General features: G+C 65.5%; 13 protein-coding genes. 6 read left to right on the forward strand and 7 right to left on the reverse strand.

The genetic code is table 11. The annotated features are described in order from the left end of the window. Nucleotides 1–21: 21 nt before the first annotated feature. The 5 genes from ACOMD9_RS18425 to ACOMD9_RS18445 form a co-directional block, all read right to left on the reverse strand. On the reverse strand, nt 22–2,022 hold the full coding sequence (locus tag ACOMD9_RS18425; RefSeq protein WP_421417442.1) for a polysaccharide biosynthesis protein: 2,001 nt from the start codon (nt 2,020–2,022) through the stop codon (nt 22–24). Nucleotides 2,023–2,024: 2 nt separating this feature from the next. Further along, nucleotides 2,025–3,119: a polysaccharide export protein gene (locus ACOMD9_RS18430; protein ID WP_465249817.1), complete on the reverse strand. Its 1,095-nt coding sequence runs from the start codon at nt 3,117–3,119 to the stop codon at nt 2,025–2,027. Nucleotides 3,120–3,657: 538 nt separating this feature from the next. After that, a complete protein-coding gene (locus tag ACOMD9_RS18435; RefSeq protein ID WP_421417444.1) occupies nt 3,658–4,749 on the reverse strand; it encodes an NAD-dependent epimerase in 1,092 nt (363 codons plus the stop codon). A gap of 141 nt (nt 4,750–4,890) precedes the next feature. Then, a complete protein-coding gene (locus ACOMD9_RS18440) occupies nt 4,891–6,222 on the reverse strand; it encodes a four-carbon acid sugar kinase family protein (protein ID WP_421417445.1) in 1,332 nt (443 codons plus the stop codon). Between the two features lie 37 nt (nt 6,223–6,259). Next, entirely contained in the window at nt 6,260–7,306 is a 1,047-nt protein-coding gene (locus ACOMD9_RS18445; protein ID WP_421417446.1) for a LacI family DNA-binding transcriptional regulator, read from the reverse strand. 139 nt (nt 7,307–7,445) lie between these two features. On the opposite strand from ACOMD9_RS18445, the gene ACOMD9_RS18450 reads away from it, so the two are divergent. The 6 genes from ACOMD9_RS18450 (at nt 7,446) to ACOMD9_RS18475 (ending at nt 14,422) form a co-directional block, all read left to right on the forward strand. Continuing rightward, complete coding sequence (locus tag ACOMD9_RS18450; protein WP_421417447.1) at nt 7,446–8,735, forward strand: ribulose-bisphosphate carboxylase large subunit family protein; 1,290 nt, start codon at nt 7,446–7,448, stop codon at nt 8,733–8,735. A 37-nt stretch (nt 8,736–8,772) separates the two neighbouring features. After that, a complete protein-coding gene (locus ACOMD9_RS18455) occupies nt 8,773–9,747 on the forward strand; it encodes a TRAP transporter substrate-binding protein (RefSeq protein WP_421417448.1) in 975 nt (324 codons plus the stop codon). A 77-nt stretch (nt 9,748–9,824) separates the two neighbouring features. Next, nucleotides 9,825–10,337, forward strand: a complete 513-nt coding sequence (locus ACOMD9_RS18460) for a TRAP transporter small permease (protein WP_421417449.1) — start codon at nt 9,825–9,827, stop codon at nt 10,335–10,337. A gap of 2 nt (nt 10,338–10,339) precedes the next feature. Then, on the forward strand, nt 10,340–11,632 hold the full coding sequence (locus ACOMD9_RS18465; protein ID WP_421417450.1) for a TRAP transporter large permease: 1,293 nt from the start codon (nt 10,340–10,342) through the stop codon (nt 11,630–11,632). Nucleotides 11,633–11,674: 42 nt separating this feature from the next. Continuing rightward, nucleotides 11,675–12,628, forward strand: a complete 954-nt coding sequence (locus tag ACOMD9_RS18470; RefSeq protein ID WP_421417451.1) for an NAD-dependent epimerase/dehydratase family protein — start codon at nt 11,675–11,677, stop codon at nt 12,626–12,628. A gap of 186 nt (nt 12,629–12,814) precedes the next feature. Beyond that, nucleotides 12,815–14,422, forward strand: a complete 1,608-nt coding sequence (locus tag ACOMD9_RS18475) for an ATP-binding protein (RefSeq protein WP_421417464.1) — start codon at nt 12,815–12,817, stop codon at nt 14,420–14,422. A 228-nt stretch (nt 14,423–14,650) separates the two neighbouring features. Here ACOMD9_RS18475 and ACOMD9_RS18480 read toward each other — a convergent pair whose 3' ends face one another. Further along, on the reverse strand, nt 14,651–15,190 hold the full coding sequence (locus ACOMD9_RS18480; RefSeq protein ID WP_421417452.1) for a carboxymuconolactone decarboxylase family protein: 540 nt from the start codon (nt 15,188–15,190) through the stop codon (nt 14,651–14,653). 18 nt (nt 15,191–15,208) lie between these two features. Next, nucleotides 15,209–17,125 carry a TRAP transporter permease gene (locus ACOMD9_RS18485; protein WP_421417453.1) on the reverse strand — a complete coding sequence of 639 codons (1,917 nt, stop codon included), beginning with the start codon at nt 17,123–17,125 and terminating at the stop codon, nt 15,209–15,211. Between the last annotated feature and the right edge of the window lie 10 nt (nt 17,126–17,135).

A 17,135-nucleotide genomic window follows, 5' to 3' on the forward strand; every position in this document is an offset into this window, starting at 1 on the left:
TGCTCCTTGATGGTCGGTTTGCTACATCCGTGACCTGGCGGCATGGCCTACGCCACGCCATGCCTCGTCGCCGCCTTCCGACGCACCGGAAGCCGGTACCGCATCCACCTGCACGGGCTCGTGATCGGAAGCCAGGGCATGAAGTGGTCCAATTGGAGCGGGACGATAGTCCAGTGGCGCCTGCTTCAGGAGGGTGATGATCCTCTTTTCATCACTGCCCTCGACTGCCTCCTCCAGCATGCCCAGGAAGGGCTCCAATCGATTCCAGGCCCAGTAGCGCTCGCGCGTAGTGAGGATCCGGGGATGGCGCGTGTGGCTGGCATCGTCGCCGATGATCAGTTCCTCGAATAGCTTCTCGCCAGGCCTGAGGCCTGTGTAGCGAATCTCGATATCGCCCCCCGGATTCTCTGCACTCTTCAGCTCCAACCCGGAGAGCCGGATCATGCTCATGGCCAGGTCCGCGATGCGCACGGGCTCACCCATGTCCAGCACGAACACCTCACCGGCCTCCCCCATGGCCCCGGCCTGGATCACCAGTTGTGCCGCCTCAGGAATGGTCATGAAGTAGCGCGAGATGTCTGCATGGGTCACCTCCACCGGGCCTCCCCGGGCGATCTGCTCCTGGAAGCGCGGTACCACCGAACCGCTGGAGCCCAACACGTTACCGAAACGAACCATGCAGAAGCGGGTTGCCACTGTATCCGGATAGCGGCTGGCGAAGGCCTGGCAGATCAGTTCGGTGAGTCGCTTGGTCGCTCCCATGACGTTGCTGGGGCGCACTGCCTTGTCGGTGGAGACCATCACGAAACTCTCCACGCCGGCAGATACGGCGGCTTTCACCAGGCCCAGAGTACCGAACACGTTGTTGCGGATGCCCTCGGTGAGATTGCTCTCCACCAGCGGAACGTGCTTGTAGGCGGCAGCATGGTAGAGCGTCTGCACCCCCTCGCGACGCATCAGCGCCTCAAGGGGCACCTGCTGGTGGATCGACATCAGCACTGCACGGCACACAGGCAAGCCATCGCCAATCGTCGCCGACAGCAATTCCTGCTCGATGGAGTAGAGGGCAAACTCGCAGCTGTCGACCAGCACCAGTCGATGTGGCCCCTGCCACAGGATCTGCCGGCACAACTCCGAGCCGATCGATCCTCCGGCGCCGGTCACCAGGACGACCTTGCCCCGGATGTCCTGAGCCATGAGGTCCGGGAAAGGCGGCACGGGTTCACGGCCCAACAGATCCTCAACGGCGACGTCACGGGTTTCATTGACGAGCGCGCGCCCGGAGACCAGGTCCTCCGTCCCTGGAATGGTCTGCACCGGAATGGAGAGCTCGGCCAGGTCCTCGAGGATCTTTCTGCGCCGACAGCGTGGCGCACTGGGAATCGCCAACAGTACCAGCTCCACTTTCAGCCGAACCACCAACCCGGCCAACTCCTGGGGCGAATAAACGCGCAACCCCTCGACGAGTGAGCCTTGGAGCCCACGCCAGTCATCCACGAAGACGCGTGGCCAGTAGTGCCCACCCTGCTGCAGTGCCCGCGCCAGCTCGCAACCAGCCGCCCCAGCACCATAGATGACCACGGGTCTGCGCTGACTCCGGCAGCTCAATTGGTAGAGTTCGCGAAGCACGAGCCGAAGGCCCCCGATTCCCACCAGCGCTAGGATGGCGAATACCAGCACTACACGCATGGCTAGGGGCTGTCCCATGATCAGATTCATCAGGACCAAAGCAGCCGTAACGAATGCCACCCCGGCCGTAATGGCCTGGATCACGCGCCGGTTCATGTAGCGCAACACTACCCGATAGATTCCCAACAGCTCGAAACAGAGCGGCGCAGCCAGCACCACCGGCACCATCACCGCACCGATCTGCCCATCCTGCAGGGTCTGGGCATCGCCCACCAGCAGGATGGCCATGAGCATGGCAATAGCCACCAGCAGCGTATCCGCGACCCTGAGCAGCCGGCGCTTCGTGCAGCGCGGTAGCCGCACCAGTGTCTCGAGCCATCCGGTTGCCAGCATGATCACAGGCTGCCTGCACGGTCAACAGACCTGCCCACGTCACCCGGCAGCGTGACCGTCGGCAACAGCAGCGAGATCACATTGTTCCAGCGGGCCAGCGGTGCTGAGGTGACGTAGACGACATCCTGTGGCTGGAGCGGGAACCGTGTACCCAGCATCAGCCGTGTGGCATCGCTGATATCGAGCTGATAGACCGTGGCCAGCTTATCGCTTTCCGGTGCATTACCACGCACGACAAAGATACCGGATGGCTGAGCCCGGCTCTCGTTTACCCCGCCAGCACGCGCCAGGGCGTCGGTCAGGGTGAGTCGCTCATTGCCCAGCGGAATGGCACCAGGTTTCAACACTTGGCCCAGCACAACGACGTTCTGATTCTCGGAGGTTGGCACATGCAAAAGGTCGCCATCGCGCAGGAGGCGATTCTGAGTCATGTCTCCCTGACGCAGCATGGCGTAAAGTGAGATTCTTTCCTCACGACCATCGCGAGTGAGAATGATATTGTGCCAATCTGCCTTGTCCGTGGCTCCACCCGCCTGGCTCACGGCGTCCAGTATCGTCATGGGCACGATGGTCAACGGATAGGTACCCGGAGACTCCACTGCCCCGCTCACATGAACCTTCTGCGAATGGAAGGCCCCCATGCCGATTTCCACCTGGGGGTCGGTGATCACATTCGAAAGTCGACGAGTCAGCAGGCCACGCACCTCTTCCAGTGTCATGCCTGCGACTCGCACCCTGCCAACATAGGGATAGAAGATCGTGCCATCGGGCCGCACCCTGTTGCCGGTCTCTGAAGCGGGTCGCTCGCTCCCGGCGGGTATGGTCAGTTCTGGATGGTCATAGACAATCACGCTGAGAATGTCTCCCGGGCCGATGCGATACTCGTAATCCAGCAGTTGGCTGCGAAGTGGCTCCGGTGTCGGTCGTGCGAGCGACTCCTCCTCCGTGCGCATTCCCATCACCATCTCCGGCGTCAACTCCATGATATCGACCTGAGAGTCCAGGGATTCCTCGAGCTTTTTCTCGTTGATATGCCCACCCGGCGCCATCGCACAACCGGCGGTGACCGACATCACCAATACCAGCGAGAGCAACATCACCAGGCGCAACGGCCTTGCGACACTGTCGACATGGCCATCAGTCCCGGTATCGGCTCTGTAGGCCTGAGTATCTGTTAGCGGCACCATCTCGTTTCTCCCACAGATTGTTCCCTTGACACGCTACCGCCCCGGATTTCACTGGCATCTATCCGAGGCCCTTATCATCTTTCTCTGTACGACTCCATCGACCAATAGCCGCCGACTTCTCGTTAGGTGCAGAGCTCCCCTTTACCTTCACGAGAAGATCAACATTTTTCAGGTCATAGGGATCTGGTCGATACATTCAGCTTACATAGTTACAGAAAATACACATTCCTATTTTGCTGGCCGCACCATGCTGAGATATGGGATTAAGGAACAATGTTTTTTAATGGCCATTCCCTGAATCTCCAAGCTGAGGAATCTCATCTCCTGGGCTGAGACATGACCAAACGACAGCGCCGCGGCATAGCCGCGGCGCTGTCGCTTGATCATCGGATTCGGTAATCAACGGAAGCTAATGGAAGAGCGGCATGCCCCAGGCAGGGAGAAATGCTCATTTCCCCAGCGCCTGAAACAGCATCCCATTGGCCGGCACGAGGGGCTCTCGCCCGAGCGGCGCCTCGGCAGGAACTTCATAGAAGGCCCGGTACCACTCCACGAAGCGACTCACGCCCACCTCGATGGTGGTCGAGGGGCGGTACCCCACCGCCTGCTGAAGGGCAAGGACATCGGCGTGGGTATCCAGGGCATCACCGGGCTGGCGCGGCAGCAGGCGCTTCTCGGCCTTGCGACCCAGGCACTCCTCGAGCACCTCGATATAGCGGATCAGCGCCACCGGGGTCTGGTTGCCGATGTTGTAGAGCCGCCACGGCGCCGAGCTGCTGGCCGCCGGGGTATCGCCCTCCGCCGCCCTCGCCTGCCATGCCGGGTCACCGACCGGCGCCTGGTCATGTACCCGCAGCACCCCCTCGACGATATCGTCGATATAGGTGAAATCCCGCCGATGGTGGCCATGGTTGAACACCTCGATGGGCTCGCCGGCGAGGATCTTGCGGGTGAAGGTGAACAGCGCCATGTCCGGCCGCCCCCAGGGCCCGTAGACGGTAAAGAAGCGCAGCCCCGTGGTCGGCAGGTCATAGAGGTGGCTGTAGGAGTGCGCCATCAGTTCGTTGGCTTTCTTGGTGGCGGCATAGAGGCTCAGCGGATGGTCGACCCTGTCCTCCAGCGCGAAGGGGGTGCGCACGTTGCCGCCGTACACCGAGCTCGAGGAGGCGTAGGTCAGGTGCGCCACCCGGTGGGCACGGCACCCTTCCAGCACATTCAGGAAGCCCACCAGGTTGCTGTCGATATAGGCGTGGGGGTTCTCCAGCGAGTAGCGCACCCCGGCCTGAGCCCCTAGGTGGATGACCCGCTCAGGACGCCAGGCGGCAAAGAGCGCCTCCATGCCCTTGCGATCTGCCAGGTCCTGCCGCTCGAAGCGAAACCCCGGGTAATCGGCCAGCACCGCCAGCCGCGCCTCCTTGAGGCTCGGATCGTAGTAATCGTTGAGATTGTCGAGGCCCACCACCGCCTCGCCACGCCGGCAGAGCGCCCGCGACACATGAAAGCCGATGAAGCCGGCGGCACCGGTCACGAGGGTGGTCATCGTACACACTCCATTGCAACGGAATGTATTCGAAGGTAACTCCCATGAATGCAGCCTGTAGGACCATTTCCCCTGATCAGGCGAATGCTTTGCATCATCCCCCGGGTGCAGAAACGACAATGCCGCGGGATGGGAGCATCCCTACGAAGCTGAGTGTCCCGAACCGTGCTTCACCCGCGAGAAGAAGTCCTCGTCGCCGATCTGTCCCCCCTTGAGCACCACTTCCAGCCCATCGACCGTGGAATCGGTGGCGACCAGCCGGCACAGGTGGCCGCCCTGGGCCTCGTCGAAGGCCACCAGTTCCAGGGCACCGGCACCGAGCCGGCGCATGGCGTGGCTCGAGGTGTCGCCACCGGCGAACGCCAGGCGGTGGATGTCGCCGCCGTCCCGCAGCTCGCGCGCCAGGCCGGCGAACACCTGCCCCACGGCCTGCGCCAGGCGATCGGCCGACATGCCGGCGACGATGTCCGCTTCCCCGCGCGTGGTCGCCACGGCGACATCGCACCCCGCCTCGAAGCGCGTCAGCACCTGGCCGGCCAGCCGTCGGGCCAGGGCCGCCGGATCGCGCAGCGCATCATCCGGCGACAGCGCCAGGACCTCCCCTCCCTGCGCCTCGAAATGGGCCAGTTGGCCGCGTGTCTGAGGCGAACAGCTTCCGGAGAGCACCAGCAGTCGTGACACCCCCGGGTAGCCGGTGGGCAGCGGCCGGCGCCCCGCCTCGTCGCGCACGGCGATCTCCCCCAGGGCGTCGGCCAGCCCCTGGGCGGCCACCGCCAGCGTGGTGCGTTCCCCGGCGAGCCTGAGGATCAACTCGGCGGCGTGCCGGAGCTCTTCCCGGTCCGTCGCATCCAGCACCACGAAGCGCCCCTCCTCGGCGGCCGCCGCCAGCGCCTGCCAGCCACCATCCGCCGCGCGATAGTCGAGCAGTGTCACCGCCGCCGGCGGGATGGACGTCTGCACCGCCAGGTGTCGTCGCAGGTCGGCCTCCCGCATCGGGGTCGAGGGGTGATGGGCCATGGCGGGGTTCTGGTCCAGCCGGCAGATCTCGCCCCCGTAGCGCGTGAACAGATGGGAAAAGGCCGTGTAACGACCGAAGGCCGGTGTCGACGGCAGTACCGGCAGGGCGCACCCAGGCCAGCGTCGCCGGGCCAGTTCCATGACATGACCGATGCTGCCCACCGTCGGCGACGAGTCGAAGGTCGAGCACACCTTGAACTGCCTGACGCGCGGATCCAGGGCCTCGATCACCTCCAGGGCCGGCTCGACCTCGTCGCCCATCGCCGGCGGCGCCAGCCCGCGGGCCGTACCCGCCAGTCCCACCACGTCCAGCCCCGGCGCCATGGCCTGGATCGCGTCCCGATCGGCGCTGGAGAAGAACAGTCGGCCGCGCAGACCATGGCGGCAGAATTGCGCCAGGTTCTCCGTGGAGCCGGTGAAATCGTCGCCATAGAAGGCTGCCAGCAGTCGTGTCATGGTTCGCTCTCCTCCTGACACTGGGGGACCGGGGGCATCAGGTGCTCTCGCGCACGGTCAACTCGAAACCGATGTCGATCCGCGGCGAGGGCGGCATCCGGCCTTCCAGTCGCGCCATCAGCAACTTGGCCGCCTCGACGCCCATCTCGAAGCGCGGCACCGCCACCGTGGTGAGGCGCGGGGTCAGGTGCTCCCCGAGCGACAGCCCCAGATACCCGCCCATGGCGATCTGATCCGGGATCCGGATGCCACGCCGGTTGGCTTCCAGGATCGCCCCGGCGGCCAGGTTGTCGTTGGCGAAATGGAGCGCCTCGAGATCGGGGCGCGCCGCCAGCGCCTCGAGGAAGATACGCCGCCCCACCTCGTACGACGAGGGCTCCTCGCGATGGAACAGCAACTCGCTCTCCACCCCGGCCGCCGCCAGCACTTGGCAGTGCCCCTCGTAGCGCTGGCGGGCCCGGTAATCGCGGGTCATCCCGGCGCCCAGGAAGGCGATACGACGATAGCCGCGCGCCAGCAGGTGCCGGGCCATGCAGGCGCCTGCCTCGGTGTTGTCCACGCCCACGTTCATGTCGATGCAGGCGTCGCCCAGCTCCATGATCTCGACCACCGGGCGCTGCCAGGCCTTGAGCCGCTCCACGGCGCTGTCGCGATGCCGCAGGCCGGTCATGATCACCCCAGATGGCGAATAGCCCAGAACCGAGTCGATCAGTGCCGCCTCGCGGTCCAGGTCGAAGTCGGTCGACCCCAGCAGCACCTGGTAGCCGGCCGCCTCCAGGGTCTGCTGGATCCCGTGTATCACCTCGATGAACGTCAGGATCGACAGCGACGGTACCACCACGGGCACCATCCGCGTACCCGCCGACGCCAGTCCCCCGGCGATCAGGTTCGGCACGTAACCCAGCCCGTTCACCGCACGCTCGATGCGCTCGCGCAGCCTGGCCGACACCTTCTCAGGGGTATTCAAGGCCCGTGACACCGTGATCGGCGCCACCTGGGCCTGCCTCGCCACGTCCTCGATGGTCACCCGATCATCGCCGCGATGACGGCGCCGCTCCCGAATGCCCGACTTCTCTGTCGTCATGGCATGCTCCTCACCCGCTCCTCGCTGTGTCGCCGTCAGTCTACACGCAATGCCTATGATGGTAGCGCTACCAAACAACCCGTGCTAGCTTTCCTCAAACAACAACGTCGACCGGGTTCACCCCGGCAGGAGCACGCACATGGCCTCCACCCGGCCCCCGCTGGGCATGGCCCGGCTCAGTGCCCGCTACCGCATCGAGACGCCGCTCGACCCCGACCTGGCCGCCGCGGCCATGGCCGGCGAGCAGTCCTCCGGCACCTTCCTCAAGGTCGCCGGCGAGACCGACGCCCTGCACGAGCGCCATGCCGCCCGGGTCGAATCGGTGACGCGCCTCGACACCGCCGCGGCCCCGTCACTGCCGGGCGCCCTGCCCGGCGAGTCCTACACCCGTGCCGAGGTCACCCTCTCCTGGCCGCTCGAGAACATCGGCCCCAGCCTGCCCAACCTGCTGGCCACGGTCCTCGGCAACCTCACAGAGCTGCGCGAACTCTCCGGCATCCGCCTGACGGACGTCGCCCTGCCCCGCGAGTTCATCGAGGCGTGCCCCGGGCCGCAGTTTTCCGTTCCCGGCACCCGGCGGCTGGCCGGGGTCGAGCGCGGCCCGCTGATCGGCACCATCATCAAGCCCAGCGTGGGGCTCACCCCCGAGCAGACCGCGGACCTGGTCGCGCAACTGGTCGAGGCGGGCATCGACTTCATCAAGGACGACGAACTGATCGCCGACCCGCCCTACTCGCCGCTGGCCGAACGCGTTCCCGCCGTCATGCGGGTCATCGAGGCGCACGCCCAGCGCACCGGCCGCAAGCCCATGTACGCCTTCAACATCACCGGCGACCTCGACGAGATGCGCCGGCGACACGACCTGGTCCGCGACCACGGCGGCACCTGCGTCATGGCCAGTGTCAACTGGATCGGCCTGGCCTCGCTGGCGGCCCTGCGGCGCCACTCGCAGCTGCCGATCCACGGTCACCGCAACGGCTGGGGGCTGTTCTACCGTCACCCGCAGATCGGCATCGACTATCGCGCCTACCAGTCCCTGCTGCGCCTGGCAGGAGCCGACCACCTGCACGTCAACGGGCTCGGCAGCAAGTTCGCCGAGGCCGACGCCTCGGTGATCGACTCCGCCCGCGCCTGTCTCACCCCCCTGCTCGACGCGCCCGGGCGGGACGACCGCGCCATGCCGGTCTTCTCCTCGGCACAGACCATCCACCAGGCCCCCGCCACCTACGCCGCCCTGCAGTCGACCGACCTCATCTACACCTGCGGCGGCGGCATCATGGGGCACCCCGACGGCGTCGCCGCCGGGTGCCGCAGCCTTCGCGCCGCCTGGGAGGCCACGGCCAGCGGCGTGACGCTGGAGGAACACGCCAGACAGGAACCCGACCTCGCCGTCGCGCTGCGGGCCTTTCGAAGCCCGTTTTCAGGATGAACGCCAACCCAGCCCTACCCGTCCAGGAGACGCTGACATGAAGACAACAACAGCAAGTGGCATCGTACTCGCCGGCCTCGTCACCCTCGGCACCGCAACGAATGCCGCGGCCGAGGAACTGGCCATCGCCATCCACGTGGAGCCCTCGCACGCCATGTTCAAGGTCGGCGAGCGACTCAAGGAGAGCATCGAGGAACAGACCGACGGCGCGTATACCGTCACCCTGCTGGGCACCGAGGTCGGCGGGGAGCGCGACCACCTGGAAGGGGCCAGCTACGGCGAATATGCCATCGCCCTGGGCGGCTCCATGCCCATGACCCTCTATGCCGAGGCGTTCGCCGCCGCCGACCTGCCCTTCGTCTACGGCGCCAGCGAGGAGGCCCGGCAGGTCTACGAAGGGGAAACCGGCGAACTGCTCAACGAGCAGCTGATCGCCAACGGCAACATGCGCCTGGTCGGGCTCTCCGCCCGCAACCCGCGCAACCTGACCTCCAACTTCCCGGTCGAGACGCCGGCGGACGTGGAAGGCGTGCGCATGCGCGTTCCCGAGATCGCGCCCTGGATCCAGATCTGGGAGGAGATCGGCGCCCTGCCCAGCCCCATCGCCTGGCCCGAGGTCTACACCTCGCTGCAGACCGGGGTGATCGAGATGCAGGAAAACCCGGTCGACCTCATCCACGCCGGCAAGATCTACGAGGTGCAGAGCCACGTCAACCGCACCGAGCACGTCTACTCCTTCTTCCACTGGCTGATGAACGAGGACTTCTACCAGCGGCTCTCCGACGACGACCGCGAGATCATCCTCGGCGCCATCGAGGAGGCCACCACCTGGGGCAACGAGATGGTCGCCGATGGCCAGGACAACATGTACGAGCAGCTCCAGGAACTCGGCATGACCGTCATCGAGCCGGACGTCGACGCCTTCCGCAGCGCCGCCGAACCCGCCATTCGCCGCATCGCCGAGGGCTACCACCCCGCCGTGCGCGAATACGTCCTGTCGCTCGTCGAGTGATCGAGCGGGCGATCTGCCGGGATGCCGGCGGATCGCCCAGACCCACTCGTTCCGAACCACCTTCTCCGGAGGCGCCCGTGAACACCGCGGAACGCGTTACCCGTGCGGTCGAACTCTTCTGGAAACTGCTGACCGGCATCGTCATGGCAGCCTTCGCGCTGATGCTGGCCATCATGGCCATCCAGGTCATCTCGCGCTACGCCCTGGGCATCGCGGTGCCCTGGACCGACGAGGCCGCTCGTTACCTGTTCCTGGCCGAGATCTTCCTGGGCGCCGTGCTCGCGCTGCGCTACCAGGCGCATATCCGCATCACCGTCGTCACCGACGCCCTTGGCCCCCGGCTGCGCAACCTCGCCGCCAGCCTGGCCGACGTGATCTGCATCCTGGTGCTGCTGATGCTGGTGATCGGCGCCTGGAACATGATGGGGCGCACGGCCGGTGTGCTCGCCAGCACCTTCCGCATGAGCTTCTCCTACATCTACCTCATCCAGCTGATATCCGCGCTGCTGATGATCGGGCTGCTGCTCGGCGATCTCTACCGGCGAATCGCCGGCGGCCCCCCCACCCCCGAAGCAGGCAGGAGTGCTTGACCATGGAAGTCTTCGTCATCATGTTCGTCGGCCTGATCGTCCTGCTGATGCTGGGGGTGCCCGTGGCCTTCGCCATGATCGCCTCCTCGGCCCTGGTGCTGGGCTACACCCGCGGTTTCGATGCCATCCCCATGGAGATGATCTCCCAGCGGACCCTCTACGGGGTCAACAGCTTCACCCTGCTGGCCATTCCCGCCTTCCTGCTCATCGGCCGGCTGATGAACAGCGCCGGCATCTCGGATCGCGTCTTCGATGTCGCCCGCACCATGGTCGGCCACCTCAAGGGGGGCCTGGGGCACGTCAACGTCGTCGCCAGCATGCTGTTCGCCGGGATGTCGGGCTCGGCGGTCGCCGATGCCGGCGGGCTGGGGGCGCTCGAGATCAAGGCGATGGAAGACGACGGCTACCCGACCGGCTTCAGCGCCGCGGTCACGGCCAGCTCGGCGACCATCGGCCCGATCATTCCGCCCAGCATTCCCGCGGTCATCTACGGGGCCCTGGCCAATGCCTCGATCGCCGCGATCTTCCTGGCCTCGATCATCCCCGGGCTGTTCATGGGGCTGGGCCTGATGGTGATGGTCGCCATCATCTCCCATCGCCGCGGCTTCCCCACCCGGGCCAGGGCGCGCCTGAGCGACTTCACCCGCGCCATCACCCGCGGCCTGCTGCCGATGCTCACCCCCCTGATCATCATCGTCGGCATCCTGTCGGGCGTGTTCACCCCCACCGAGGCCTCGGTGGTCGCCCTGCTCTACTGCATGATCATCTCGTTTCTGGTCTATCGCTCGATCAGCTTCCGCGAGTTCCTCGACATCCTGCGCGCCACCGCCATCGACACCGCCGCTCTGTTGTTCATCATCGCCGGCAGTGCCCTCTACAGCTGGGTGCTGGCCCGCTACCAGGTCACCTCCCTGGTCGCCGACGCCCTGCTCGCCACGGTGACCGACCCGCTCGCCCTGCTGCTGCTGCTGGCCTTGTTCATCCTGCTGATCGGACTGTTCATCGACTCGGTGCCGGCGCTGTTCCTGCTCACCCCGCTGCTGGTGCCCGTGGTCATCCAGTACGGCATCGACCCCGTGCACTTCGGGGTGGTGATGATCTTCACCCTGATGATCGGCCTGATCACGCCCCCCGTCGGCACCGTGCTGTTCACGATACAGAAGATCACCGGCATGTCCTTCGCCGGCCTCGTCCGCGAGACCCTGCCGTTCTACATCCCGCTGGTCGCGGTGCTGCTGATCATCATCAGCTTCCCGGCGATCGTCATGTTCCTGCCCAACCTGGTCCTCAACTAGGGCTGGCATCGCCTGCCCGTGACAACCAAGGAGATTCCCACCATGTCCGTACTGATCACCGGAGGGCTCGGCCACGTCGGCTCCTGGGTGGCCCACCAACTGGCCGAGCAGGGCAAGCGCGTCATCCTCTGCGACATGGCCGCCGGCCACTTCGACCGCCTGGGGCTCGACTACCTGGAAGAGGTGCGTGACCGGCTGGTGCTGGAAAGCGTCGACGTGCTCGACTATCACAGCATGTTCGAGCTCCTGCTGCGTCATCGCGACGACCTCGAAGGGGTGATTCACGGCGTCTCGGTGATCGCCGGCCCGCACTTCCAGCAGCGCCCCTTCAAGCACATCTCGATCAATGCCACCGGCACCCTGAACGTGCTCGAGATCTGCCGCATCCTGGGCATCGACAAGGTCGTCAACATGAGCTCCGGCGCCGTCTACGGCGACGCCCCCGGCCCCCAGGCCGAAACGACCCCCTACAAGGCGACCGACCTCTATGGCGCCACCAAGATCGCCGGCGAACTCTACGGCCTGCAGTACAGCGACACCTACGGCATGGACGTGCGCAACGCGCGGCTGTTCTTCGTCTACGGACCCGGCAAGCGCCCCTCGCACATGCACCAGGTCTACCAGGCGCTGTTCGGTCCACTCGAAGGGCTCGACGACATCCAGGCCCCCAACGGCTCAGAGCAGGCCCTGGACTGGACCCACGTCCACGACACCGCCGCCGGGATCGTCAAGCTGTTCGAGAAGGAGAGTGTCACCCACCGCAACTTCAACATCTCCAGCGGCGTGACCGTCGACCACCTGCAGATCGTCGACCACGTCGCCGACATCATCGGCCACCGCGCCAACGTGCGGCTCGGCCCGGGCCCGTTCGTGGTCAGGGGGGCACCGCTGGATATCTCGCTGGCCCGGCGAGAGCTCGGCTTCACCCCCCGCTTCACGGATATCCGCGAGGGCCTCCAGGACTACTGGCAATGGCTGACCGCCAACCGCCAATGATCGGAGCCCCCACGCAAAGCGGCGTACCACCAGCGCTGGGAGGCCCTATGGGGTCAGACCCCGGCGGTGTCGAATCCGCTCGCAAGGCGCACCATGACGGGCATCGTGACTTGGCTGGGGTCTGACCCCATAGGGGCAGGCCTCGGCGCCTTTCGTGGCTGGCCAACACCGCCTCCCTTGCATGCTATGCTAGGCGCTCGACAGGCCAGCGCCCTGCCTCGGGAGGTCATCTTGACAACCGCTCATCGCCGCAAGCTGCCCATCGGTATTCAGACCTTTGCCGATATCCGCGAAGATGGCTATTACTACGTCGACAAGACATTGCACATCCATCGACTCATCGAGGCAGGCAAGTATTACTTCCTGTCTCGCCCCCGTCGCTTCGGCAAGAGCTTGCTGGTGGATACCCTGCGCTGCCTGTTCGAAGGGCGAGAAGCCCTGTTCGAGGGGCTCTACATACACGACAAGTGGGACTGGCAGATCCAACATCCTGTCGTTCGCCTCAGCTTTGCGGGTGGTCACCTGGGAACTCGTGACGCCCTGGACCAGCGGATTCGTGACCTGCTGCACCAGAATCGGGAGCGGCTGGGCATCAGCCTTTCGCGAGAAACAGATATTCCCGGCGAATTCGAGGAACTGATCCAGCAAGCCCATGCACGGCATGGCCAGCGCGTGGTGGTGCTCATCGACGAGTACGACAAACCGCTGCTCGACAACATCACGGATGTCGGGCGAGCCAGGACGTTGCGTGATGGCTTGCGCAACCTGTATTCGGTGCTGAAGGACGCCGATCCTCACCTATGCTTCTGCCTGCTCACGGGTGTCTCCAAGTTCAGCAAGGTCAGCCTGTTCTCGGGGCTGAACAACCTCAATGACGTCACCCTGGATGCGCCCTACGCCACCATCTGCGGCTATACCGACGAGGACCTGGACACGGTGTTCGCCCCCGAATTGCCCGGTCTGGACCGCGCCGAGATCCGCCGCTGGTACAACGGCTACCGCTGGGGTGGCCAAGACGTCACCGCTGTCTATAACCCCTTCGACGTCCTACTGCTCCTGCAGAAGCGTCAGTTCGGCCCTTACTGGTTCGAATCGGCCACCCCCACCTTCCTGGTAGACCTGCTGCGGCAGCGCGGCCTCTACACCCCAAGACTGGAACAGTGGGAAACCGAGCCTGAACTCCTCAGTCGTTTTGACGTAGACGAGATCGCCACGGAGGGCCTGTTGTTCCAGTCGGGCTACCTGACCATCAAGCAAGCGGAAGAGCCCATGACGGGATACCGGCTCTACACCCTGGGCTTTCCCAACCAGGAAGTGGAAACCAGCCTCAACCAGGCCTTGCTGCCGTCACTTGGGGTAGACAATGCGCCCCGTCACCGCAAGACGTTGTTCACGCACCTTCGCGCCAACGATCTTGCAGGCATGGAGGCGCATCTCAAGGCCCTCTACGCCGGGCTGCCACACGACTGGTACCGCAACAACCCAATTGCCAAGTACGAAGGACACTATGCCAGCGTGTTCTACAGCCACTTTGCCGCGCTCGGCGTGGACGTGACCGTGGAAGACGCCAGCAATACCGGCAAGGTCGACATGACCGTGGACTTCGGCGGCCACCTGTATCTTTTCGAGTTCAAGGTGGTGGAGCAGGTACCGGAGGGCAAGGCGCTTCAGCAGTTGAAAGACCAGGGCTACGCCGACAAGTACCGCGCTCAGGGTAAACCCATTCACCTGATCGGCGTCGAGTTCTCCCGCGAGAAGCGCCAGATCGTGGCATTCGATACCGAATCAGCCTGACCGTCGCGGGGAACGCCCCCCAAGCCCCCCCGGTCATCGAGGCCGTTCAGGGCCCGGGGCTTGACCCGACAGGGGCCGCCTCGGCACCCGAACCTGCCCCGCCTTGACGTTCATGGCCTCGGACGAGCAGGCGCCCCAGCGTCGTCGGCAGCCTGCCACACTCATCCTGATACCGGGGCCAAGTTGGAAGTGACCGGACAAGGGCAGTATCGAGAAGACTTGCCGGGGTCATGTCACATCGAGTGCACCAAGCCGCATCTCGAACGCGTTGAGGGTCATGGCCACCAGCGAGTAGTAGCCGATGATGCCCACCACCTCGACAAGCGCCTGGGTCCCCAGGGCCTGCCGGCCGGCCTCGAACGTCTCGTCGTCGATCCGGCTGTCGTCCAACAGCTGGCGGGCCAGGGTCTGCAGCAGGGCCAGCCGGGAGGTGCCGAGGTCGGCCCGGTCGCCCGCCCGCAGGGTCGCCACCGCCTCTTCCGGCAGCCCGGCCTCGATCGCGATGGGCTCGTGGATCTGCTGCTCGCCGACACACCGGAAATGCGCGGCGACACAGAGAATCAGCAGCTCGCTCTCGACGAGGGAAAGCTGGGTGTCGTAGCGGCAGAAGGCCCCCAGCTGCTGGGCGGGGCCCGCCAGCCCGGGGCTGTGCAGCCAGGCCAGGAAGGGGCCATCGGCATTGCCGCGGGTCGCGAGCACCGACTGATAGATGGCTTGCTGCCGTGGGTCCATGTCATGTGCCGAGGGCAACTCGATCCTTGATTGCATGTCGTGTCTCCAGCGTTGTTACAGGTCTTGTTCGACGGGCGGCCTGAGGGCTTCTCTCCTGCCCTGCTGCCGGCTCGCCACGAAGCAGTAGGTGGCAATCACGGCGATCAGCGCACCGCCCGCGGCGTCGGCCAGCATTCCCGGCATGATCATCATCAGCGCGGCGGCGAACAGCAGCACCCTGAGATAGGGATTCATGCGTATCCACAACCAGCCGATCAGCGAGGCCGCCAGGGCAATGACCCCGACGGCGGCCGCCAGCGAGTCGAGCGTCATCTGCCACCCGGAACCGATCCCCAGGATGGCGGGGGCGAAGACGAACATGTAGGGCACGATGAAGCTGGCCAGGCCGAGCTTGAGGGCGGTCAGGCTGGTGCGCCACGGATCGGAGTCGGCAATGGCAGCGGCGGCATACGAGGCCAACGCCACCGGCGGCGTGATCGCCGAGACCCCGGCGCAGTACATGACGAACAGGTGCGCCGCCAGGATCGGCACGCCGAACTCGACCAGCCCGGGAGCCAGCAGGACGGCAAGGATGATATAGGCCGCCGGGGTCGGCATGCCCATTCCCAGGATCACGCCGCACAGCATGGTCAGGACCAGCAGCAAGGGCAGGCTGCCCTGGGAAATGCCCAGCACGATGGAGCTCATCCGCAGTCCCAGGCCGGTCTGGGTGACGACCCCCACGATGATGCCCCCCACGGCGCTGGCGATGGTGATCTGGCCGATGATCCGCGGAGCGTCGTTCATGGCCTTCAGGCAGTTCCTGAACAGCAGCGCACGGGACTCCCGCTCGAACACCACCTGGGCCAGCACCAGGGAGCCGAGTGCATAGAGGGCGGCCAGCGTCGGCGTATAGCCGTTGGAGAGCACGCCCAGCATGACGATCACCGGAAGCAGCAGGTACCCGCGCTGCTTGAGCACCTGGAAGGCGCGCACATCCGCGACCTCGGGGGCGAGCTCGAGGCGCCGGGCCTCGAAGTGCACCATCGCGATCACGGAGACGAAGTAGAGCAGCGCCGGGATGATGGCCGCCTGGGCGATCTCGATGTAGGGCATGCCGATGAACTCGGCCATGATGAAGGCCGCGGAGCCCATCACCGGAGGCATGAACTGCCCGCCCGAGGAGGAGACGGCCTCCACCCCTGCCGAGAAGCGCGCGGGGAAGCCGGCCCGCTTCATGGTCGGGATGGTGAAGGAACCGGTCACCACCACGTTGCCGGCCGAGCTGCCCGACAGCGAGCCCATCAGGGCGCTGGAGACCACGGCGGTCTTGGCCGCGCCGCCGGTGAAGCGGCCGGTCAGGCTGCGCGCCAGGTCGGTGAAGAAGGTCCCGGCCCCCGACGCGACCAGGAAGGCACCGAACAGCACGAACAGGAACACGTAGGTTGCCGTGACCCTCAGCGGCGTGGTCCAGAGTCCATCCTGGGTCAGGTAGGTGGACTCGATGATCGATTCGAAGCTGTAACCGCGATGCCACAGCAGCGAAGGAAGATGGTTGCCCCACAGGGCGTAGGCGATGGCCGTCGCCCCCAGGATCACCAGGGGCCAGCCGACCACGCGGCGTGCCGCCTCGAGCACGGAGACGATCAGTATGGAGCCGAACAGCAGCTGCGGCGTGGTGAGCGGATCGAAGTAGAGCATCCGCTGCTGCAGTTCGGCAGAATTCAGCGCGAGATAGGCACAACCACTGACCGCCATGGCGGTCAGCAGCAGATCCCGCAGGATGAGCAGGGCCCCGAGGGGCCCCGTCGCGGGCTTGCGATAGGTCCAGAAGATGATCACCAGGGCAAACCCGAGGTGCACGGGCAGGTGCACCTCGGAGATGGGCGTCCCGAAGAAGGCCGTCATGAGGTGGTAGAAGGACATGGCGACGGCCAGCGCCGTGACCGTGTGCTTCAGCCCTGTCCGGAACGTGTCGTGTGAGAGTGTCATGGGCTTGCCC

This window comes from Halomonas terrestris (assembly GCF_049166755.1).
Lineage (GTDB): Bacteria > Pseudomonadota > Gammaproteobacteria > Pseudomonadales > Halomonadaceae > Halomonas.

Bases quoted from the DNA above. Each gene is read 5' to 3' on its own strand.
- ACOMD9_RS18470 (WP_421417451.1), top strand. From the start codon at position 11,675: ATGTCCGTACTGATCACCGGAGGGCTCGGCCACGTCGGCTCCTGGGTG.
- ACOMD9_RS18440 (WP_421417445.1), bottom strand. From the start codon at position 6,222: ATGACACGACTGCTGGCAGCCTTCTATGGCGACGATTTCACCGGCTCC.
- ACOMD9_RS18425 (WP_421417442.1), bottom strand. From the start codon at position 2,022: ATGCTGGCAACCGGATGGCTCGAGACACTGGTGCGGCTACCGCGCTGC.
- ACOMD9_RS18435 (WP_421417444.1), bottom strand. From the start codon at position 4,749: ATGACCACCCTCGTGACCGGTGCCGCCGGCTTCATCGGCTTTCATGTG.
- ACOMD9_RS18445 (WP_421417446.1), bottom strand. From the start codon at position 7,306: ATGACGACAGAGAAGTCGGGCATTCGGGAGCGGCGCCGTCATCGCGGC.
- ACOMD9_RS18450 (WP_421417447.1), top strand. From the start codon at position 7,446: ATGGCCTCCACCCGGCCCCCGCTGGGCATGGCCCGGCTCAGTGCCCGC.
- ACOMD9_RS18475 (WP_421417464.1), top strand. From the start codon at position 12,815: ATGCTAGGCGCTCGACAGGCCAGCGCCCTGCCTCGGGAGGTCATCTTG.
- ACOMD9_RS18430 (WP_465249817.1), bottom strand. From the start codon at position 3,119: ATGTTGCTCTCGCTGGTATTGGTGATGTCGGTCACCGCCGGTTGTGCG.
- ACOMD9_RS18480 (WP_421417452.1), bottom strand. From the start codon at position 15,190: ATGCAATCAAGGATCGAGTTGCCCTCGGCACATGACATGGACCCACGG.
- ACOMD9_RS18485 (WP_421417453.1), bottom strand. From the start codon at position 17,125: ATGACACTCTCACACGACACGTTCCGGACAGGGCTGAAGCACACGGTC.
- ACOMD9_RS18455 (WP_421417448.1), top strand. From the start codon at position 8,773: ATGAAGACAACAACAGCAAGTGGCATCGTACTCGCCGGCCTCGTCACC.
- ACOMD9_RS18465 (WP_421417450.1), top strand. From the start codon at position 10,340: ATGGAAGTCTTCGTCATCATGTTCGTCGGCCTGATCGTCCTGCTGATG.